Origin of the sequence: Streptomyces sp. NPDC052012 (assembly GCF_040689265.1) — a bacterium.
Classification (GTDB): Bacteria; Actinomycetota; Actinomycetes; order Streptomycetales; family Streptomycetaceae; genus Streptomyces.
The window spans coordinates 79,617-99,188 of sequence record NZ_JBFAXA010000008.1 but is presented as its reverse complement, the minus strand read 5'-3'; the positions used below and the strand labels follow the sequence as shown (position 1 = coordinate 99,188).

Sequence of the window (19,572 nt, the reverse complement as noted above, 5' to 3'; positions counted from 1 at the left end):
GCGGTGTTCCAACGCGGCCGTGGACAGTGGCCGTATGGCCACCTACGTATGGGACTACCTGCCCGAGTACGAGACCGAGCGCGCCGACCTGCTGGACGCCGTCGACACCGTCTTCCGTTCCGGGCAGCTCGTGCTCGGCAAGAGCGTGCGCGGCTTCGAGGAGGAGTTCGCCGCCTACCACCGCCTGGCGCACTGCGTCGGCGTCGACAACGGCACCAACGCCGTGAAGCTGGGCCTCCAGGCCCTCGGTGTCGGCCCCGGCGACGAGGTGATCACCGTGTCCAACACCGCGGCACCCACCGTGCTGGCGATCGACGGGACGGGGGCCACGCCCGTGTTCGTCGACGTCCGTGAGGAGGACTTCCTCATGGACACCGCGCAGCTTCAGGCGGCGGTCACGCCGCGCACCAAGGCGATCGTGCCCGTGCACCTGTACGGGCAGTGCGTGGACATGGAGGGCGTGCGGGCCGTGGCCGAACGTCATGGGCTGCGGATCCTGGAGGACTGCGCGCAGGCGCACGGGGCCCGGCACCACGGGCGGGTCGCCGGCGCGATGTCGGACGCCGCCGCGTTCTCCTTCTACCCGACCAAGGTGCTGGGTGCCTACGGCGACGGGGGCGCAGTCGTCACGGACGACGAGGACGTCGAACGCCGGCTGCGGCGGTTGCGCTACTACGGCATGGAGGAGCGCTACTACGTCGTCGAGACCCCGGGGCACAACAGCAGGCTCGACGAGGTGCAGGCGGAGATCCTGCGGCGCAAGCTGACCCGGCTCGACGCGTATGCCGCCGCACGGCGGGCGGTCGCCCGGCGGTACGAGGAGGCGCTCGGGGATCTCGAGGAGCTGGTGCTGCCGCGTACCGGCGAGGGCAACGAGCACGTGTACTACGTGTACGTGGTGCGGCATCCGCGCCGGGACGCCGTTCTCGAGGCGTTGAAGGCGTACGGCATCCGGCTGAACATCAGCTACCCGTGGCCGGTGCACACGATGACCGGGTTCCGGCACCTGGACGTGCCGGTGGGCGCGCTGCCGGTGACGGAGCGGCTGGCCGGGGAGATCTTCTCGCTGCCGATGTATCCCTCGCTGCCGCGCGAGGTGCAGGACCGGACGATCGAGGCGTTGCGCGAGGTTCTGGCCGCGGTGTGAGAGGGCGGCCGGAAGGGGGGCCGCGGCCCCCCTTCGCCGGTCACGCGAGAGACTGCCAGTACGCCCGGACCGCGTCCTCCAGTGAGTGCCGGGGGTGCCAGCCCAGGAGGTCCGCGGCCGGTGTCGGGTCGATCCTCATCCAGTCGGCCGGTCCCGGTGCGCCGCGCTCCGTGACGCGGGCGGGGACACCGCTGACGGCGATCAGCAGACCGACCAGTTCCCGCACGGGGACCGCTTCGCCCCGGCCGATGTCCACGACCGCGCCCGTCGCCGGGACGGCCGGGTCGGTGGCCCGGACCACGGCGTCGGCGACGTCCCGCACGTCCACGTAGTCGCGGTGGGCACGCAGCGGGGACAGCTCGATGTCCGTCGCGGGCCGCGGGCGCTGTGCCATCAGCCGCGCGGCGACCTGGCCGAGCAGGCTGACGGTGGGGGTGCCCGGTCCGGCGACGTTGGCGACGCGCAGGACGAGTGCGTCGACGTCGCCTGCCGCGTGGGCGGTGAGGACGGCCCGGGTGGCGGCCAGCTTCGCGCGTCCGTACGCGCTGTCCGGGCGGGCCGGTTCGCGGGCCGTCGTGCCGGCGGGGACGGGGCCGTACTCCAGGACGGACCCCAGGTGGACGAGGCGGGGGCGGGGCGCGGCGGCGGCGAGGGCCGTGAGCAGGTGGCGGGTCGGGGTGACGATGGAGGGGACCATCTCCGCGTCCGTGCGGCCCCAGATGCTGCCCACGCAGTTGACGACGGCGTGCGGTTGCTCGGTGTCCAGCAGGCGGGTGAGCTGCGGGACGGCGTCGGCCGAGGACAGGTCGAGACGGACCGTGCGTACGCCGGGTGTGCGGTGCTCGCCGCGGGCGGCGGACAGCACGCGTCGGCCGCGGGCGGCCAGGGCGCGGCAGACTTCCCGGCCGACGAATCCGCTGCCTCCGAGGACCAGGACGGTCATGCCGCCGCCCCTGTCCACGCGGGCCGGCCGGCCGTGAGCCGCAGGCGGCGGGCGGCCGGGCCGGCGGCGGACTCGCGGGCCAGCACCGAGCCGTGGACGTCGCTCACGCGGCGGACCGCGGCGCCCGGCAGCAGGATCGAGTCGGTGATGCCGGCCGCCTCGACGACGCAGCCGGCGCCGATGGCCGTGTGCGGGCCGATGTGGCTGTCGCGGACCGTCGCGCCCGCGCCGATGACGACCGGGCCGGTGATGCGGGAGCGCTCCACGACGGCTCCGTCCTCGACGACCACGTCGCCGGTGATCTCGCTGGTGGCGTCGACCCGGCCGGCGACGCTCCGGCGCAGTCCGTTCAGCAGCTCCCGGTTGCAGTCCAGGAGGTCGCCGACGCGGCCGGTGTCCCGCCAGAAGCCCGAGTGGACGCTGGCCCGGACCTCGTGACCGGTGTCGACGAGGTACTGCACGGCGTCGGTTATCTCGCGTTCCCCGCGGGCGCTGGGCGTGATGGCGGCCACGGCCTCGTGGATCGCCGGGGTGAAGAAGTACACGCCGACCACGGCGAGGTCGGTGGCCGGGTTCCGCGGCTTCTCGACCAGGCGGGTCACGATGCCGTCCGCGTCGGTCTCGACCACGCCGAAGGCGCGCGGGTCGGAGACCTTCTGCACCACGATCCGGGCAGCGGTGGGGGCGCTCGTGAACTCCTCGGCGATGCCCGCCACGCCCTCGGTGAGCACGGTGTCGCCGAGGTAGAGCACGAAGTCGTCGTCGCCGAGGAACTCGCGGGCGATCAGGACGCAGTGGGCGATGCCGAGCGGGGCCTGCTGGGGGATGTAGGTGACGCGTGCGCCGAAGGCCGAGCCGTCGCCCAGGACCTCCTCGATCGCCTCCCGCCAGTCGCCGACGATCACACCGATCTCCTCGACGCCCAGCTCGCGCAGGTTCTGCAGGACGTGCAGGAGCACGGGGCGGCCCGCCACCGGGATCAGCTGCTTGGGCATGGTGCGGCTCAGCGGACGCAGGCGGGTGCCCGAACCGCCGCACAGAACCAGGGCTTTCATCGCTTCTCCTGTCGACTCCCGTCGCCTTCGGTGGCGTTCGGCCGGTTTCCGGGACGCCAACGTGGCCCGTCCGCCTCGAGCACGGGTCCAGCCCTCCTGGACAGCGGGCGGCAGGCCCGCGCCCGGCTCCAGTCCGTCTCGAGGCCGCGTCGGCAAGGTGGAGCCATGACCATGGACATCGCGCACCCGCTCCCGGCTCCCTCGCCCGCGTTGCTCGCGCAGCGCCCCCGGTGGCGGCCCGTGGACGCGCACGGGCGGCTCGAGCACGCCGAGATCGAGGCGCCGCTCGACTACGCGCGCCCGGACGGGCCGCGGATCACCCTGGCCCTGAGCCGGATCCGCGCGACGGGCCGGCGGCGCGGCGTTCTGCTGTCGCTGAACGGCGGCCCGGGGGGCGACAACGGCATCGGACGCGGTCTGCCGGAGCGGCTGGCCGCGGCCACCCCGCTGGGGGAGGTGTACGACCTCGTCGGCTTCGACCCGCGCGGCACCGGTGACTCGACCCGTCTGGAGGGGGAGGACAGCCCGGTGTCCGTGCCGTTCGACTCCCGTCCGCCGGACGAGGTGTTCGACGCGCTCGCCGCCGACATGCGCGAACGGGAGGAGGGCTGCCGGCGGGCGGGCGGGGAACTGCGCCCGCACGTCTCCACCCGCAACAACGCCCGGGACATGGATCTGATCCGGGCCGTGCTCGGTGCGGAGCGGCTGAGCTTCGTCGGCTGGGCGTACGGCACGCTGCTGGGCGCGGTGTACGCGACGATGTTCCCCGGGCGGCTGGACCGCAGCGTGCTGGACTCGTCCGTGCACCCCGACTGGGACTGGCGGACGCAGTTCCGCTCGCAGGCGGAGGCGACCCGGGAGAACGTCGACGCCTGGGCCGCGTGGGCCGGCGAGCGGCCGTCCGCGTTCGGGCTGGGGGCGGACGCCGCCGGGGTGATCGCCTCGGTCGAGCGGACGGCACGGGCGCTGGCCGCGCTGCAGGGCGGGCGGGCCCTGCGCACCTCCTTCGACATGATCGTCGGCACGCTGGCCGCGGACCGGGCGCGGTGGGACCGGCTCGGTGAACTCGTGCGTGCGCTGCTGGCCGCGGCGGGCTCCGGTGACGCGGCCCTGGCCGGCCGGCTGCTGGCGGGGCAGGCGGAGTGGCGGCCGGGGAGGCCCGCGGGGAGCCGGCGGGAGGCCGTTCTCGAGGCGGTCACCTGCGAGACGGACTGGCCGTCCGATCCGGCGGTCTACCACGCGGCCATGCGGGACTTCCGGGAGCGCTGCCCCTACGGGCTGGGCGTGATGCGGGCACAGCCGTGGGTGGGGACGTTCCGTACGTTCACTCCGCCCGAGCCGCCGGTCCGGATCCGCGGCGGGGGGTGTCCGGCGGGGCTGGTCGTGCAGGCGGACGGTGATCCGCTGGACCACCACGAGGGGGGCCGGGTGATGGCCGAACGGCTGGGGCACCGGCTCGTGCGGATCACCGACTCGGGCGCGCACGAGGTGTACGCGCTCGGCGGCGACCCGGCCGTGGACGAGATCGTCAACCGCTATCTGGTGGAGGGCGAGCTGCCGTCCGGCGCCGTGACGTGCGTGCCGGGCGTGCCGCGGCCGGCCGTGCCGGCGGGATGAGACGGACCGGGTGCGCGACGACTCGGGTGCCCCGCCCGTGAGCGGGCCCCGACCGACCACGAATCACAGGGGATGACATGCGCTGGGACAACATCTATCTCGCGGGCACGGGTTCCTACCTGCCCGAGCAGGTGCAGACGGCGGAGCAGGCGGTCGCCGAGGGGCTCGCCGACGCGGAGGAGGTCGCGGCGCACGGCATACGTGCCGTGCGGGTCGCGACGCCGGAGGAGACCGGGCCTGTGATGGCCGCGCACGCGGGGCGGCGTGCGGTCGAGCGGTCGGGGCTGGCAGCGGAGGACTTCGGTCTGCTGATCCACTCCTACGTGCTCCACCAGGGACAGGAGCTGTGGACGCCGGCGAGCTTCGTGCAGCGCGAGACCATCGGCGGCACCGCGCCGGCGGTGGAGGTGCTGCAGAACTCCAGCGGCGGGCTGTTCTCGCTGGAGATGGCGGCCTCCCACCTCGCGGCGCGTCCGCAGCCGGGCGCGGTGCTGATCACCACCGGGGACCAGCACCGGCTGCCGTACTTCGACCGCTGGAACTCCGACGACGCGCTGGCGCACGGTGACGGCGCGGGCGCGGTGGTCCTCAGCAACCAGGGTGGTTTCGCACGGCTGGTGGCCACGGTGTCGTACGGCGACCCGTCGCTGGAGCCGTTCCTGCGGGGCACCACGGGATGGACGCCCGCGCCGTTCGCCGAGGGCAGGCCGATCGATCTGCGCAGCCGCATCCGGGACTTCATGACCCAGAGCGAGACCAACCTTGACATCATGGGCGAAAAGATCGGGTCGATGAGCGTCCGGGTGCTGGAGGACGCCCTCAAGGAGGCCGGTACGGATCTCGGCAGCGCGCGGTTCTTCGTCCACCCCAACATCAACCAGGCGACCGTGGAGTTCGCGTACCACGACGCGCTCGGGGTCGACCCGGCCACCACGACGTACGAGTGGGCCCGCGACCTGGGGCACATGGGCGCGGGCGACCACCTGATCAGCCTGGACCACGTCGTCGCGGAACGCGGCCCGCGCAAGGGCGACCTGCTGATCGCGATGGGCGCGACGGCCGGGTTCGTCTGGACGGTCGCCGTGCTGGAGTTCCTCGTCGACCTGCCCGCACGGGCCGCCTGACCCCCGGGGACCACCCCCCTGGCATTCCGAGATCCCCTGGTGAGGAGAGGACACGACCGATGGCTGACACGGCCGCGCAGCAAGCCGCAGCGAAGAGGGAGAGGAGCGACACGAAGGGCAAGGCGAACAAGAAGGACAAGTTCGCGCATCTGAACGTGGAGGAGGGGACGCTGAAGCACGGCCTCCCCTACCGTGCGCTCGGCACCGGAGACGAACCCCTGGTGGTGCTGCGCTGGTTCACCGACAACCACACCAACCCCGAGGGGTGGGAGCGGACCGTCGAGCTGAAGCAGCTCGCCCCGCTGGCCGAGCGCTACCGCGTCCACGCGGTCAACCGCGCGCCCGGCATGGCGGACGGCACCACCATGGCGCAGATCGCCGAGCAGCACGCGGAGGCGCTGGCCGACAGGTTCGGCGGTCCTGTCCACATCCTGGGGACGTCCTCCGGCGGTTCGGTCGCGATGCAGCTGGCCGCCGACCATCCGCAGGTCTTCAGGCGCATGGTCCTCGCGATGGCCGGTCACACCATGGGGGACGAGGCGCGCGCCGCGCAGCTGAAGTACGCGCAGGCGTCGGAGGCGGGGCGGCGCGCCCTGCACCACACCGCGCGGATCTCCTTCAAGAGCGCCGCCCTCGCCAGGGTCGCCGCGCCGCTGATGTGGCTGGCGGACCCGTTCGTGCGGCCCAAGGACCCCTCGGACATGGTGGCCTTCGTGCGGGCCGAGGCGGCGTTCGACGTCCGCGACCGGCTCGCGGAGATCCGCGTGCCCACCCTGGTGATCGCGGGCGGCCAGGACCGCGCCTGCCCGCCGGAGGTGTGCCGCCGCACGGTCGAGGGCATGCCGGACGCACAGCTGGTGGTGTACGAGAAGGCCGGCCACATCGGCACGTTCAACAACCCGCGGTTCCCGAGGGACGTGCTGTCCTTCCTGGACACCGGCTCGCCCGCCCGGGACTGATCCACCAGACCCCTCATGGCCGAGGCCCCCCGCACGGTGCGGGGGGCCTCGGCCATGAGGTCGCGTACGGGTCAGGCGCCCACCGAGGCGGGGACCTGCTGTGCGGTGAGGGCCGCCAGGGCAGCCGGGGTGGGGGCGTCGTAGACGCGGCGGGCGGGGACCGAGACGCCGGTGCGGCGGCGGATCAGCGCGGTCAGGCGGGTGGCGAGCAGGGAGTGGCCGCCGAGCCGGAAGAAGTCGTCGTCGGGGCCCACCTCGGGCAGCTTCAGGACCTCGGCGAAGATGGCGCAGTACAGAGCCTCGGCCTCGGTGCGCGGCTCGGTGCGTCCCGCCGGCTGCCGGACGGGCGCGGGCAGGTTCTTGCGGTCCACCTTGCCGTTCGGGGACAGCGGGAAGCTGTCCAGGCGCACGAACGCGGACGGCACCAGGTAGTCGGGCAGATGGGCCAGGTGCGCGCGCAGGGCGGGCTCGTCGGCGTCGCCCACCGTGTACGCGACGAGCCGCGGCCCGGTCGCCTCGTCCCGGCGGACGACGACGGCGCACCGGGTGACCCCGGGGTGGGAGAGCAGCACCGCCTCGACCTCGCCCGGCTCGACGCGGAAGCCGCGGATCTTCACCTGGTCGTCGGCGCGCCCGAGGAACTCGAAGACGCCGTCCGCGCCCCGGCGGACCAGATCGCCCGACCGGTACATCACCGACCCGGCACCGCCGTAGGGGTCGGGCACGAAGCGCTGCGCCGTCAGGTCGGGACGCCGCCAGTAGCCGCGGGCGACCTGCGCGCCCGCCAGGTACAGCTCGCCGGTCGTGCCGTCGGGCACCGGACGCAGTTGCTCGTCGAGGACGTAGGAGCGGGTGGCGGTCACCTCGGTGCCGATCGGCACGGAGGACGGCCAGCCGGCGGCGTCCGCGGGCAGGGTGTGGGCGAGGACGACGTGGGTCTCGGCGGGGCCGTACTCGTTGTGCAGGCGAAAGGGGGTGCGGCGGCCGAAGTCCCGCAGCCCGCCGTCGACATGGAGCGCCTCGCCGGCCTGGATCACATCGGTCAGGTGGGGCAGCGCGCTGCCGGTCTCGGCGGCCGCGGCGACGAGGGCGTCCAGCACGGCCGTGGGGGCGAACAGCTCGTTGACCCGGTGCCGTTCCAGCCAGGCGACGACCGCCTCCGGGTCCCGGCGGATGCCGTCCTGCGGGACGACCAGGGTGCGGCCGGAGACCAGTGCGAACAGGATCTCCTGGACGGAGACGTCGAAGCCGATCGCGGCGAACTGGGCGGTGCGCACGCCCGGTCCGCCGGGCAGGGCGCCGCGCTGCCAGCGCAGGAGATTGGTCAGCCCGGCGTCGTGCATGACGATCCCCTTGGGGACGCCGGTGGAACCCGAGGTGAAGATCAGGTACGCGGCACCCCGGGGCGTCACCGGCCGGACGCGGTCGGCGTCGACGGGGTCGTGGCCGGGGCCCTGCTCCGCCTCCAGCGCGGCGAGCAGCTCCGCGTCCACCACGAGGGCGGGCCGGGCCAGGTCGAACATCAGCCGGCGCCGCTGCTCGGGGTACTCGGTGTCCACCGGCATGTACGCGGCGCCGGTCTTGAGGATCGCCAGCAGGCCGACGACCAGCTCGGCGGAGCGGGGCAGCAGCAGGGCGACCACGTCCTCCGGACCGACGCCGCGGGCTATGAGGCGGTGCGCGACGCGGTTGGCGCGGGCGTTGAGCGCGTGGTACGTCAGCTCGACGTCCTCGTGGACGACGGCGGTCTGTCCCGGCTGCCGGGCCGCCTGCCGCTCGAACAGCTCGACGGTGCAGGCGGGCCGGTCCGTGCGGGACGTGCCCCGGGTGTGCGCGTCGACCACGCTCAGCGGACGCATGTCGGTCCACAGCTCCGTCACCCGCTCCAGGCAGTCGGCGTGCCCGCCGCGGTGGACGGTGCGCCATCCCGCCGGCACGGTCAGCGGGGCGGGCCACAGCGCGTGCCGGCCCTGGTCGTCGGCCAGCAGGAGGAACTGCCCGTCCCGGTTGTCGAATGGATTCACCGCGTACGCTCCTCGGAGAGACGGATCCGGCTCATATGCCGGTATGTCCGGACCGAGGGTGCCTCGGCGGGCTCGACCGGCACTCGAACACGCGTGTGTCAGCAGGCGGTGGGGGTCGCGCTCACCCGGGTCACCCGGACCTTGGCCTCCGCCTCCGCCAGGAAGGTGTTGTTCGCGTCATAGATCTTCGATATGCCGGAGCTCTTGAAGGTCTTGCCGCTCTGGCGGGCCTTCTGGTCGACGTCGACGTAGCCGACGGTGGTGCCGTCGCCCTCGTAGAGCCGTTCCCGGACGCGGTAGTCGAAGGTGTTCCCGCCGGTGCGCTTCCAGACGCCCCGGCCCTCGCCGCCGCCCTCGGGGCCGCCGCCCGAGGACAGGCACATCACTCCGTCGGCGTGGAAGGACAGGGTCAGGTTGCCGGCGCCCTCCGCGTGTTCCACGGTGCCCTCCCAGGTGCCGACCGGGGTGGAGCGGCGGAGCTCCGCGTCGCTCGCCGGGCTGGCCCCGCCGCTCGCCGGGGCGAGCAGGACGGCCGCCGCGGCGAGGCCCGCCGCCGGGGCGAGGATCCGGATGCCGTGCTTCTTCGTGCGCCGAGTCATGTGCGCTCAGTCCTCTCTGTGGTTCGTCGGTGGTGCGGGACGTGCGGACGTACGGGTGCGTGCGGACGTGCTGGACGTCCGGACGGGTGGGTGCGGGCCGGTCAGCCGAGTGCGCGGCGGAACGCCCGCAGCTCGGCAGCCAGCACATCCGGCCGTTCCAGGGCCGGGAAGTGGCCGCCGTCGGGAAGGTCGCGCCAGTACCTGAGGTCGGTGAAGCGCTCCCGGGCCCAGGCGCGGGGCAGCCAGGCGTCCTTGGGGAAGACCGAGCAGCCGGTGGGGACCGCGGTCGGACGCATCGGCTCCGACTCGAAGCTCTCCCAGAACAGGCGGGCGGACGCGGTGCCGGTGTTGCCGAACCAGTACATCGACACGATGTCGAGGAGCCGGTCGGCCGGCACGGCCTTCTCCAGGTCGCCGTCGTGGTCGGCCCACTCCCAGAACCGGTCGGTGATCCAGGCCAGTTGGGCGGCCGGTGAGTCGGCGAGCCCGTAGCCGAGGGCCTGCGGGCGGGTGGACTGGATGGCCGCGTAGCCGGAGCGGTTCTTCCCGAAGCTCTGCATCCGGGCGAGGGCCGCCCGGTCCCGCTCGTCCAGCTCCTCGAACGGGATCTGCCGCTCCGGGGGCCGGGCCAGCGGCATCGTCAGGTGGATGCCCCTGAGGTGCGTGGCGTCCGTGGCGCCGAGGGCCGCCGACACCCAGGAGCCCCAGTCGCCACCGTGGGCGATGTATCCGTCGTGGCCCAGGCGGGCCATCAGTTCGGCCCAGGCCGCGGCGATCCGGCCGACCGTCCAGCCGGTCGCCGTGGGCGCGGGCCCGAGACCGTGCCCCGGCAGGGACGGGCAGACGACGTGGAAGGCGTCGGCCGGGTCCTCGGGATCGGTGAGGCGCGGGATCAGGTCGAGGAACTCCACGACGGAGCTGGGCCAGCCGTGCGTGAGCAGCACCGGTACGGCGTCCGGGTGCGGGGAGCGGACGTGCAGGAAGTGGACCGGCAGGCCGTCGATCTCGGTGGTGTACTGCGGGAAGGCGTTCAGCCGGCGTTCGGTCGCGCGCCAGTCGTAGTCGTCCGCCCAGCGCCGGCACAGCCGCCGCACCTGGTCCAGGGGCGCGCCCTGGGACCAGTCGTCCACCGTCTCCGGGTCCGGCCAGCGTGTGCGGTGCAGCCGGTCGCGGAGATCGTCGAGCGCGGTCTGCGGGATGTCCGCCCGGTAGGGCTCGATGACTGAGCTCACCCCGTGGCCTCCTCCGTGGCTTGATCCGTCCGCGAGGCGGGTGCGGTCGCGGTGGCGCAGACGCTAGGGCCGGGCCCTACAGCAGCGGTCGAGCGCGGTGAGAGGCCGCGCGGCGAGACTCCGCGCCATGAATCGCATGAGGCAGACACGAAGGAAGAAGTGGCCGACGTCGTACCCCGCGCGGCGCGCGCTCGCCGGCACGGCCCTCGCGTGCGCCCTGCTGTCCCCGCTCCCGGCGGGCACCGCGCAGGCCGCGCCCCGGGCCGTCGGCCCGGTGGGCACCTGGCAGGCCACGGTGGTCCGCGAGGGCGCCACGTACGACGTCACCCTGTCCTTCGCCACGGACCGCTCGGTGTGCCTGGTCTCCCCCGCGGGGGCGAGCAAGGGCCGCTGGCACCACACCGGCAAGGACGCGTTCGCCTACGACATCCGGGAGATGTGGTACGACCCGAACGGCACGCTCGAGGGCTGGGTGGACATAGCCCAGTCGGCCCGCCGGACCGGCGACACCTTCACCGGCTCGGGCACCTCCACCGTCCACGCCCCCGACGGCACCGTGGAAGCCAGGGTCCCGGTCCAGGTCAGCGGCACCCGCACCGGCCCACCGGACGGCTCCGCCTGCGCGTGAGAGCGCGGTCACGTTACGTCCGCCTCGGTCAGCCCCACCTCCGCCAGGACCTCGCGGGTGTGGGCGCCGACCGCCGGGGCGGGCGTCCGGGCCGGTGGGGCGGGGGTGCGGCCGAAGCGCGGGGCGGGGGCCGGCTGGATGACGCCGTGCGTCTCGGTGTGCACACCGCGGGCGCGGTGGTGCGGGTGCCGCTGCGCCTCCCGCAGCGTCAGCACCGGGGTCACGCACGCGTCCGTCCCCTGGAACACGGTCGCCCAGTCGTCCCGGGTGCGGGCGGCGAAACGCTCCGCGAAGCATGCGCGCAGGTACGGCCAGGAGGACCGGTCAGCGCGGTCGGGGAGGTCGTCCGGGGGCAGGCCGAGCCCAGCGAGCAGCGCGCCGTAGAAGCGGTCCTCCAGGGCACCGACCGCGACATGGCGGCCGTCGGCGCAGGCGTAGACGTCGTAGAACGGGGCCCCGCCGTCCAGGATGTTGGTGCCCCGCTCGGGGGTCCACTCGCCGGCCGCGGTCATCGCGGCGAGCATGCCGAGCAGTGCGGCCGTCCCGTCGACGATCGCGGCGTCCACGACCTGGCCGCGGCCCGAACGCCCGCGTTCCTGAAGGGCGGCGAGGATGCCGAGGGCGAGCGGCAGCCCCCCGCCCGCGAAGTCGCCGAGGAGGTTGAGCGGCACGACCGGCGCGCCGCCGGGCCGGCCGATGGCGTCCAGGGCGCCGCTCAGTGCCAGGTAGTTGATGTCGTGTCCGGCAGCCTGGGCGAGCGGCCCGTCCTGTCCCCAGCCGGTCATCCGGCCGTACACCAGGCGCGGGTTGCGGGCGAGGCACACCGACGGTCCCGCCCCGAGCCGCTCCGCGACGCCGGGCCGGTAGCCCTCGACGAGCACGTCCGCCCCGTCGACGAGCCGCAGCAGGGCGTCCACGGCGGCCGGGTTCTTCAGGTCCAGGGCCACCGAGCGGCGCCCGCGGTCCAGCACCCGGTGCCAGGCCCCGAACGCCCGGGGCACGCCCGGCCGGTCGACGCGCACGACGTCGGCCCCCAGGTCGGCCAGGAGCATGCAGGCGAACGGCGCGGGGCCGATCGCGGCCAGTTCCAGTACGCGCAGCCCGCCGAGCGGACCACCGGTCAGGGGTGTCTCCATGGCCGGAGGCTAGGAACGCGGCCTTCAGAGGCCCTTGAGCGTGACTCCATCGAGCGCTGAGGGCGTGGGGCGAGACTTCCGGCCTCGCGGCCCACGCCGATCGAAGGGATGCACGACGATGACGACCAGCACCAGTCCGTCCGGCGCCGATTCCGAGACCGAGCCCAAGACCTTCCCGTACCAGCGCGGCTGCCCGTTCAGCATGCCCGCCGAGTACCCGGAGATGATCGAGAAGGACGTCTCGCAGGTCACCCTGACCGGTTCGGGTCTGCGGATCTGGACGGTCACCGGCTATCACACGATCCGTCAGCTGCTCACCGACCCCCGGGTCAGCGCCTCGCGCAAGCACGCCAACTTCCCCTTCTACTTCATCGCGCCGCCGGAGTTCCGCACGGAGACCTCCTTCATCGGCTACGACGGCGCCGAGCACACCAGGACCCGCCGCAAGGCGGCGCTCACCTTCACCAGCCGCCAGGTCAAGAAGCTGCGCCCGCGCATCGAGGAGATCGTCGACGAGCACATCGACCGCATGCTGGCGACGCCGCCGCCGGTCGACCTGCACCACGCCTTCTCCCTGCCCGTCCCGATGACGGTCATCTGCGAACTCCTCGGCATCCCCCACGACAAGCACGACTTCTTCATCAAGCACGGCACCGCCCTGCTCGGCGGGCACAGCACCGCGGAGCAGCGCCAGGCCGCGATCGTCGAGGTCAACGCCTACGTCGACGACCTGATCCAGCTGAAGAAGCGGGAGCCCGGCGAGGACCTGCTCAGCCGCGCGATGGCCGACTACGAGGCGTCCGGCGAGGAGTACACCGACCGCGACCTGTTCAACATGGTCCGGCTGCTGATGAACGGCGGGCACGAGACCACCGCCAGCCAGATCTCCCTCGGCACGGCCTGCCTGCTGGAGAACCCGGACCAGCTGGAGGAGTTGAAGGCCGACCCGGAGCTGGTCGGGCCGGCGGTCGAGGAGCTCATCCGGATCGCGACGATCGGTGACACGGCGGTGCCGCGGGTCGCGCTGGAGGACATCGAGATCGGCGGGCAGGTCATCCGCAAGGGCGACGGCATCCTGTGCCTGGGCCTCGCCGCCAACCGCGACCCGGAGGTCTTCCCGGAGCCGGAGAAGGTCGCCCTGCGCCGCGGCAGCCGCAAGCACCTCGGCTTCGGCCACGGCGTGCACCACTGCATCGGCGCCGATCTGGCCCGGCTGGAGCTGGAGATCGTCTGGAGCAAGCTGTTCCAGCGCATCCCGACCCTGAGGCTGGCCAAGCCGTTCGCGGAGATCCCCCGCAAGGAGGGCGCCGTGATCTACGGCCTCTGGGAGCTCCCGGTCACCTGGTGACGCCCGCGGGCCCCACCGGAACACCCACAAGGAGGACACCCATGCCCAAGATCACCTACCGGAGCCCGGACGGCACCGACACCGTCGTCGACGTCGCCGCCCCCAATACCGTGATGCGCGGCGCCAAACTCAGCAACATCGACGGCATCGAGGCGCAGTGCGGCGGCTCGGCCCAGTGCGGCACCTGCCACGTCTACGTCGACGAGGCCAACACCCTGCCGCTGCCGCCCATGCACGAGGTGGAGGACGACGTCCTCCACGGCACCGCCAGCCCCCGCCGCGCGACCAGCCGGCTGAGCTGCCAGCTGCCCGTCACGGACGCGCTGGACGGGCTGCTGGTGCATCTGCCGGAGAAGCAGTCCTGATGGCCGCGCCCTCGGTCGTCGTCGTCGGCGCGGGGCAGGGCGGCACCGAGACGGCCGCCGCGCTGCGCAGCCGGGGCTTCTCCGGCCGGATCACGCTGATCGGCGCGGAGGACGCCCTGCCCTACCAGCGCCCGCCGCTGTCGAAGGGCTACCTCACGGGGAGCACCCCGGCCGACGAACTCCCGTTGCGCCCCCGGTCGTTCTTCGAGGCGCAGGACGTCGAGCTGATCACCGGCACGCCGGTCTCCGCCCTCGACGCCGAGGGTCAGCGGATCACCCTCGAGGGGGCCGGGGGGCGCCGGGTGCGGCTGCGCTACGACCATCTCGTCCTCGCGACCGGCGCACGGCCGCGGGTGCTGCCGGTGCCCGGCGCCGGCCTGAGCGGCGTCCACACCCTGCGCGATCTGCGGGACGCGCTGGCGCTGCGCGCGGAACTGCGGCCCGGGGCGCATCTGCTGGTCGTCGGCGGGGGCTTCGTCGGGCTCGAACTCGCCTCCACCGCACGGCTGCTGGGCCTGGACGTCACCGTCGTCGAGGCGGGCTCCCGGGTCATGGGCCGGTCCGTCAGCGCGGCCCTGGCCGGGCATCTGACCGCCGCGCACCGCGCCCACGGCACGCGGGTGCTGACCCGCCGCGAGGTGGTGGCCCTGCGCGGCGACGCCACGGGCCGGGTGCGGGTGGCCGAGCTGGACGGCGGGGAACGGGTGCCCGCGGACGTCGTCGTGATGGGCGTCGGCGTCCTGCCGCGCACCGAACTCGCCACGGACGCCGGGCTGCCGGTCGGCGACGGCGTCCTCGTCGACGCGACGCTGCGGACCGCCGACCCGGCCGTCCACGCGATCGGCGACTGCGCCCGCTTCCCCAGCCCGTACGCGGGTCGCCCGCTGCGGCTCGAGTCGGTGCAGAACGCCTCGGACCAGGCCCGCCTGGTCGCCGCGGCGATCTGCGGCGCCCCGGAGCCGTACACGGCTCTCCCGTGGTTCTGGACCGAGCAGTGCGGGCTGCGCGTGCAGTTGGCGGGCATCACCGCGGGGCACGACCGCACGGTGGTGTCCGGGGACGTGGCGGGCGGCCGTTTCTCGGTGTTCTGCTTCGCCGGCGACCGCCTGGTCGGCACGGAGTCGGTCAACCGCCCCGCCGACCACATGATCACCCGCCGCCTCCTGGCGGAGGGAGCCGGCGCGCTGCCCACCCCGGCGGAGGTGTCCGACCCGGGCTTCGACCTCAAGGAGTACCAGCGAACCCGCCAGCCGCAGTAGCCCGCCGACCCCGGCACCGAGGTGAGCCGGGTGAACGGACCGCAAGGCATGCCGGTTGTGAGCCGCCCACCGGAGCCGGGCCACCCCTGTGGGGTCGCCCGGCTCCCGGCGTGCCGGCCGCGGCGGTCGCGTCCGGCCGTGCGGCCCGGCGCGGCCGGAGGACGACGCGGGCTCGACGGGCGTTCGAGGGACCTGCACCACCCTGGCCGTATGGCTGCCACTCCCCGCACGGACCACCTCGCCCTCGTCGGGGCGTGGACGGCGCAGGTGCGCCGCGAGACCGAGACGTCGGCGACGGTGCTGCACTTCACCGGCGACGGCCGGGTCTTCCTCTCCGGCGGCGGCGCCGGGCACTGGGAGCCCGCAGGGGCCGGCGGCTTCGCGTTCCGCGTGGCCGAGCCGCTCTTCGACGAGCGGGGCCCCGAAGCGGGCGCCTGCGTCGGCTGGGTGGACATCGACCAGCTCGCGCTGCTCGACGGCGACACGTTCCGCAGCGAGGGCGTCTCGGTGGTCCGCGACGCCGATACCGGCCGCACCCTGCGCACGAAGCGCGTCACGGTCACGGCCCGGCTCGCGGACCACCCGCGCACCGCGCCCCGTACCTGAGGGCCCCGAGGTCCCGGCCCAGCGGGCCGCGCTCCGGGCAGCCGCAGGCGCCGACGACGATGCGCCGCCCGCCGGCTCCGTCGCCCGAGCCGCATCCGCGCTGTGCGGGACGGGCCCGAGCCGGATCGCCACGGCCGTATGCCGATGAGACCGGCGACTCCGGTCCCGCGCCGCACAGCGCGAGGCGCGAGGCGGCCCCGAGCCGGTCGGCCAGGGGCGCCCCGCGCCCCTGTGTCGCGGGCGGCGGGACGGGGGTCAGGCGGGTACGTCCGAGGGGTGGGGAGCCGGGGCCGGGGTGTCCTCGACGTTCGTCGACGTGTCCGGGGAGCGCCCCGGGCCGGCCGCCGCTGCCGCCTCCGCCGTCTCCGGGTCGGCCGGTTCGACGTCACGGAGCATCAGGACGACCAGAACGGCCGCGACGACCACCAGCGCCGCGCCGATGACCGCGTTGACGTGCAGGCCGTCCACGAAGGCCGACCGTGCCGCGGCGACGAGGGCGGAGCCCGTCCCGTCCGGCAGCGCGCCCGCCGCTTCGAGCGCGCCCCCCAGGGTGTCCCGCGCCGTCTCGGCGACCGCCTCGGGCACACCGGCGGGCAGGGCGTCCGTGAGCTGAGTCCGGTAGACCGCCGTGCCGACGCTGCCGAGCACGGCGACGCCGATCGCCATGCCGAACTCCTGGTTGGTCTCGGAGAGCGCGGAGGCGGCACCGGCCCGCTCCGGCGGCGCCGCACCCACGATCATGTCCACCCCCAGGATCGACATGGGGCTGATGCCCAGCGCGAAGACGACCGTCCCGGCGGCCATGAGCCCCAGGTCGTCGGACCCGTCCAGCAGCGTGAACATCAGGAAGCCCACCGCCGCGACCACCAGGCCGCCGCCCATGACGTAGGCCGGGCGGGAGCGTTTGACCAGGGCCGGGGTGACACCCGCCGCGGCGATCATCGCGGCCGTCTGCGGCAGCGTCCACAGACCCGCCTCGAACGGCGAGAGCCCCAGCACGAGTTGCATGTACTGGGAGAGGAAGAAGAACAGCCCGGACATCGCGAACAGCGACAGCGTCAGCGTCAGCAGGGACGCGCTGAACGCCCGGTCGGCGAACAGCCGCAGGTCCAGCAGCGGGTCGGCCAGCCGGCGCTGCCGCCGGACGAAGACGTACCCGAGCACCAGGCCCGCCAGCAGCACCAGCGCCGGCACGAGGGCGGCACCGTCCTTCGCCAGCTCCTTGACGCCGTACACCAGAGCGATCATCGCGGCCACCGACAGGGCCACGCTGCTCAGATCGAGGCGGCCGGGGTCCGGGTCGCGGTACTCGGGCAGCAGCACCGGGCCCACCACCAGCAGAAGCACCATCGGCGGCACGCCGAGCAGGAACACCGAGCCCCACCAGAAGTGCTCCAGCAGGGCACCGCCGACGAGCGGCCCCAGCGTCATGCCGACCGTGAAGCTGGACATCCACACGGCGATGGCGGCGGTGCGCTGGCGCGGGTCCTGGAACATGTTGCGGATCAGGGCCAGCGTGGACGGCATCAGCGTGGCCCCGGCGATGCCCAGCAGGGCCCGGTTGGCGATCAGCAGCTCCGCGCTCGTCGACCAGGCCGCGACGAGGGACGCGGCCCCGAACGCGGCGGCGCCCACCAGCAGCAGGCGCCGGCGTCCGATCCGGTCGCCCAGCACGCCCATGGCGATCAGGAAGCCCGCGACGAGGAAGCCGTAGACGTCGAGGATCCACAGCAGCTGGGAGCTGCTGGGCGCCAGGTCGGCGCTGAGCTGCGGCACGGCCAGGTAGAGGACCGTGACGTCCATCGAGATCAGCAGGGTGGGCAGCGCCAGGACGGCGAGTCCGGTCCACTCCCGCCTGCCGGCCCGGGGGACGGGGGCGGTGGGCCGGGCTGCTTCGGTCATGAGGATCCTCCGTACGCACTTCGGGGGCTGAGGGCGGGGCCCGCCGCACCGGTGCCGATGACCGAGAGCAGCGTGCGGGCCTGGACGTTGAGGTAGAAGCCGTGCCGGGCGAGGGAGCCGAGCTGGGCGGGGGTGGCCCACTGGTAGCCGGGCGGCGGCACGTCCGGGACGGCGGCCCGTGCCGCCTCGCCGCGACGGCCGGGGGCGTCCTCGGGTGCCTCGACGATCAGGTACCGGCTCTCCGCGTCGAGGAAGCGGCCGCCCTCCTCGGAGAGCACGGCCTCGTAGTGGACGCGGTCGGGCGTCGCCTCCAGCACCACGTCGAGGAAGGGCGGCCGGTCGGCACCGGAGAGCTGCGTGTGGTTCTCCGGTACGCACTGCACCGTCGGGGCGAGTTCCACCCCGTGGCACAGCCCGGCCTCGGTGCGGGCCTGCACGAGGACGTGCGGGACGCCGTGGAAGCGGCGGACGACGAACGCGGCGACGCCCCGGCCGACCGGCTCGATGAGCGGCTGCGTCCACCCGGTGACCTCACGGCTGCCGGCCTCGACGGCCACGGCCACCACCCGGAAGAACCGCCGGTCGTCGCGCTCCAGCCGCCAGGCGTCGCGCCGCCAGCCCTCCAGGCCGTCCAGCGGGATGCGTTCGGCGAGGACGTACGGGGAGCGCTCGGCGGCGAACCAGGACAGCAGGTGGGTGTCCGACCGGACGGCGCCGAGGTCGGCCGGGGCCGCCGGGTCGGTGACGGGGGCGCCGGCCAGGACGGAACGGGCGTCCATGTTCACGAGGTTCTCGCGGTGCAGCAGTTCGCCGATCTGACCGAGGGTCAGCCAGCGGAAGTCGTCGTGCGCGGGCACCTCGTCGAACTCGTCGAACACCTCGACGATCACGTTCCGGTTGCTCTTGCGGAAGAACCAGGCTCCGTGCTCGGACTGGAGGGCGTCGCACAGCACGCGTCCGCCGGTCCGCTCGGGCTCCAGGAAGCGGTCGAGGTACGGCACGTCGGCGCCGCGGTGGACCTTGAGGTAGTTGCTGCGGGTGGCCTGGACGGTCGGGGACAGCTGGAGCAGGTTGGGGTTGCCGGGTTCCATCTTGGCCTGCATCAGGAAGTGCAGGACGCCGTCGAACTCCTTGGCGAGGATGCCGAGGATGCCGACCTCGGGCTGGTTGATGATCGGCTGCTGCCAGCTGCGGTAGGGCCCGTCGTCGACCTCGACGCGCAGCCCCTCGACGGTGAAGAAACGGCCGCTGTCGTGGCCGAGGTTCCCGGTGCCGGGCCGGAAGGACCAGCCGGCGAGCTCGGCGAACGGGATGCGCCGGACGGCGAAGTGGTGGGCGCGCCGGCGTTCCTCGAACCAGTCGGAGACCTCGTCGGTCCGCAGAGAGGCACCCGCCCCGGTGGCGGCGGCGGACCGTGCGAGGCGCGCGGCCAGGGCCGGCCCGGTGCCGGGGGCCGACGGACGCGGCGGACTCCCCACGGCCCCTGCGGCCCCGACCCCGGCGCCCGGGACGACGGGTCCCGCGTGAACGGCGGTGGACATGGCTGGCTCCTTCAGATGATCAGTCCTCCGGGCTAGGCCCGCTTCCTGCAACACCCGGCCCCCACCCGCCCTACCGGGCTCCACACA

Annotated in this window: 17 protein-coding genes; 9 read left to right on the top strand and 8 right to left on the bottom strand. The window is 74.1% G+C overall.

What is annotated here, in order from left to right; genetic code table 11:
• The first annotated feature begins 34 nt into the window (after window positions 1-34).
• Window positions 35-1,147, top strand: a complete 1,113-nt coding sequence (locus AB0412_RS16615) for a DegT/DnrJ/EryC1/StrS family aminotransferase (protein ID WP_366403283.1) — start codon at window positions 35-37, stop codon at window positions 1,145-1,147.
• Window positions 1,148-1,187: 40 nt separating this feature from the next.
• On the opposite strand, the gene AB0412_RS16610 is transcribed toward AB0412_RS16615, so the two are convergent.
• Entirely contained in the window at window positions 1,188-2,090 is a 903-nt protein-coding gene (locus AB0412_RS16610; RefSeq protein ID WP_366403282.1) for an NAD(P)-dependent oxidoreductase, read from the bottom strand.
• Entirely contained in the window at window positions 2,087-3,145 is a 1,059-nt protein-coding gene (locus AB0412_RS16605; protein WP_366403281.1) for a glucose-1-phosphate thymidylyltransferase, read from the bottom strand. The genes AB0412_RS16610 and AB0412_RS16605 overlap by 4 nt, the downstream gene beginning before the upstream one ends.
• A gap of 165 nt (window positions 3,146-3,310) precedes the next feature.
• Between AB0412_RS16605 and AB0412_RS16600 the strand changes: the two genes are divergently transcribed.
• The 3 genes from AB0412_RS16600 (at window position 3,311) to AB0412_RS16590 (ending at window position 6,845) form a co-directional block, all read left to right on the top strand.
• A complete protein-coding gene (locus tag AB0412_RS16600) occupies window positions 3,311-4,762 on the top strand; it encodes an alpha/beta fold hydrolase (protein ID WP_366403280.1) in 1,452 nt (483 codons plus the stop codon).
• A gap of 77 nt (window positions 4,763-4,839) precedes the next feature.
• Window positions 4,840-5,886, top strand: coding sequence for a ketoacyl-ACP synthase III family protein (locus tag AB0412_RS16595; RefSeq protein WP_366403279.1), 1,047 nt, complete (start codon window positions 4,840-4,842; stop codon window positions 5,884-5,886).
• A gap of 59 nt (window positions 5,887-5,945) precedes the next feature.
• Window positions 5,946-6,845: an alpha/beta fold hydrolase gene (locus AB0412_RS16590; RefSeq protein ID WP_366403278.1), complete on the top strand. Its 900-nt coding sequence runs from the start codon at window positions 5,946-5,948 to the stop codon at window positions 6,843-6,845.
• A gap of 71 nt (window positions 6,846-6,916) precedes the next feature.
• On the opposite strand, the gene AB0412_RS16585 is transcribed toward AB0412_RS16590, so the two are convergent.
• The 3 genes from AB0412_RS16585 to AB0412_RS16575 all read right to left on the bottom strand — a co-directional run bounded on the left by AB0412_RS16585 (window position 6,917) and on the right by AB0412_RS16575 (window position 10,700).
• Window positions 6,917-8,869 (bottom strand): amino acid adenylation domain-containing protein, encoded by a 1,953-nt coding sequence (locus AB0412_RS16585; protein ID WP_366403277.1) that lies wholly within the window; start codon window positions 8,867-8,869, stop codon window positions 6,917-6,919.
• A gap of 98 nt (window positions 8,870-8,967) precedes the next feature.
• Entirely contained in the window at window positions 8,968-9,468 is a 501-nt protein-coding gene (locus AB0412_RS16580) for a hypothetical protein (RefSeq protein ID WP_366403276.1), read from the bottom strand.
• 101 nt (window positions 9,469-9,569) lie between these two features.
• Complete coding sequence (locus AB0412_RS16575) at window positions 9,570-10,700, bottom strand: epoxide hydrolase family protein (protein WP_366403275.1); 1,131 nt, start codon at window positions 10,698-10,700, stop codon at window positions 9,570-9,572.
• Window positions 10,701-10,836: 136 nt separating this feature from the next.
• Between AB0412_RS16575 and AB0412_RS16570 the strand changes: the two genes are divergently transcribed.
• On the top strand, window positions 10,837-11,328 hold the full coding sequence (locus tag AB0412_RS16570) for a hypothetical protein (RefSeq protein ID WP_366403274.1): 492 nt from the start codon (window positions 10,837-10,839) through the stop codon (window positions 11,326-11,328).
• A gap of 8 nt (window positions 11,329-11,336) precedes the next feature.
• Here AB0412_RS16570 and AB0412_RS16565 read toward each other — a convergent pair whose 3' ends face one another.
• On the bottom strand, window positions 11,337-12,464 hold the full coding sequence (locus AB0412_RS16565; protein ID WP_366403273.1) for a CaiB/BaiF CoA-transferase family protein: 1,128 nt from the start codon (window positions 12,462-12,464) through the stop codon (window positions 11,337-11,339).
• A 118-nt stretch (window positions 12,465-12,582) separates the two neighbouring features.
• On the opposite strand from AB0412_RS16565, the gene AB0412_RS16560 reads away from it, so the two are divergent.
• The 4 genes from AB0412_RS16560 (at window position 12,583) to AB0412_RS16545 (ending at window position 16,042) form a co-directional block, all read left to right on the top strand.
• A complete protein-coding gene (locus AB0412_RS16560) occupies window positions 12,583-13,812 on the top strand; it encodes a cytochrome P450 (protein ID WP_366403272.1) in 1,230 nt (409 codons plus the stop codon).
• 41 nt (window positions 13,813-13,853) lie between these two features.
• A complete protein-coding gene (locus AB0412_RS16555; protein ID WP_366403271.1) occupies window positions 13,854-14,177 on the top strand; it encodes a 2Fe-2S iron-sulfur cluster-binding protein in 324 nt (107 codons plus the stop codon).
• Window positions 14,177-15,436, top strand: coding sequence for an FAD-dependent oxidoreductase (locus AB0412_RS16550; RefSeq protein WP_366403270.1), 1,260 nt, complete (start codon window positions 14,177-14,179; stop codon window positions 15,434-15,436). Before AB0412_RS16555 ends, AB0412_RS16550 begins: the two co-directional genes overlap by 1 nt.
• Window positions 15,437-15,646: 210 nt before the next feature.
• Entirely contained in the window at window positions 15,647-16,042 is a 396-nt protein-coding gene (locus AB0412_RS16545; protein ID WP_366403269.1) for a hypothetical protein, read from the top strand.
• Window positions 16,043-16,297: 255 nt separating this feature from the next.
• Here AB0412_RS16545 and AB0412_RS16540 read toward each other — a convergent pair whose 3' ends face one another.
• Together AB0412_RS16540 and AB0412_RS16535 are read right to left on the bottom strand one after the other, a co-directional pair.
• Window positions 16,298-17,944 (bottom strand): MFS transporter, encoded by a 1,647-nt coding sequence (locus tag AB0412_RS16540; protein ID WP_366403268.1) that lies wholly within the window; start codon window positions 17,942-17,944, stop codon window positions 16,298-16,300.
• Window positions 17,941-19,485 carry an NDP-hexose 2,3-dehydratase family protein gene (locus AB0412_RS16535; RefSeq protein ID WP_366403267.1) on the bottom strand — a complete coding sequence of 515 codons (1,545 nt, stop codon included), beginning with the start codon at window positions 19,483-19,485 and terminating at the stop codon, window positions 17,941-17,943. Before AB0412_RS16535 ends, AB0412_RS16540 begins: the two co-directional genes overlap by 4 nt.
• Window positions 19,486-19,572: the final 87 nt, after the last annotated feature.

Coding starts and splice junctions, on each gene's coding strand:
- AB0412_RS16605 (WP_366403281.1), bottom strand. CDS start 3,145: ATGAAAGCCCTGGTTCTGTGCGGCGGTTCGGGCACCCGCCTGCGTCCG.
- AB0412_RS16555 (WP_366403271.1), top strand. CDS start 13,854: ATGCCCAAGATCACCTACCGGAGCCCGGACGGCACCGACACCGTCGTC.
- AB0412_RS16545 (WP_366403269.1), top strand. CDS start 15,647: ATGGCTGCCACTCCCCGCACGGACCACCTCGCCCTCGTCGGGGCGTGG.
- AB0412_RS16590 (WP_366403278.1), top strand. CDS start 5,946: ATGGCTGACACGGCCGCGCAGCAAGCCGCAGCGAAGAGGGAGAGGAGC.
- AB0412_RS16610 (WP_366403282.1), bottom strand. CDS start 2,090: ATGACCGTCCTGGTCCTCGGAGGCAGCGGATTCGTCGGCCGGGAAGTC.
- AB0412_RS16615 (WP_366403283.1), top strand. CDS start 35: ATGGCCACCTACGTATGGGACTACCTGCCCGAGTACGAGACCGAGCGC.
- AB0412_RS16550 (WP_366403270.1), top strand. CDS start 14,177: ATGGCCGCGCCCTCGGTCGTCGTCGTCGGCGCGGGGCAGGGCGGCACC.
- AB0412_RS16580 (WP_366403276.1), bottom strand. CDS start 9,468: ATGACTCGGCGCACGAAGAAGCACGGCATCCGGATCCTCGCCCCGGCG.
- AB0412_RS16565 (WP_366403273.1), bottom strand. CDS start 12,464: ATGGAGACACCCCTGACCGGTGGTCCGCTCGGCGGGCTGCGCGTACTG.
- AB0412_RS16535 (WP_366403267.1), bottom strand. CDS start 19,485: ATGTCCACCGCCGTTCACGCGGGACCCGTCGTCCCGGGCGCCGGGGTC.
- AB0412_RS16570 (WP_366403274.1), top strand. CDS start 10,837: ATGAGGCAGACACGAAGGAAGAAGTGGCCGACGTCGTACCCCGCGCGG.
- AB0412_RS16600 (WP_366403280.1), top strand. CDS start 3,311: ATGACCATGGACATCGCGCACCCGCTCCCGGCTCCCTCGCCCGCGTTG.
- AB0412_RS16595 (WP_366403279.1), top strand. CDS start 4,840: ATGCGCTGGGACAACATCTATCTCGCGGGCACGGGTTCCTACCTGCCC.
- AB0412_RS16540 (WP_366403268.1), bottom strand. CDS start 17,944: ATGACCGAAGCAGCCCGGCCCACCGCCCCCGTCCCCCGGGCCGGCAGG.
- AB0412_RS16560 (WP_366403272.1), top strand. CDS start 12,583: ATGACGACCAGCACCAGTCCGTCCGGCGCCGATTCCGAGACCGAGCCC.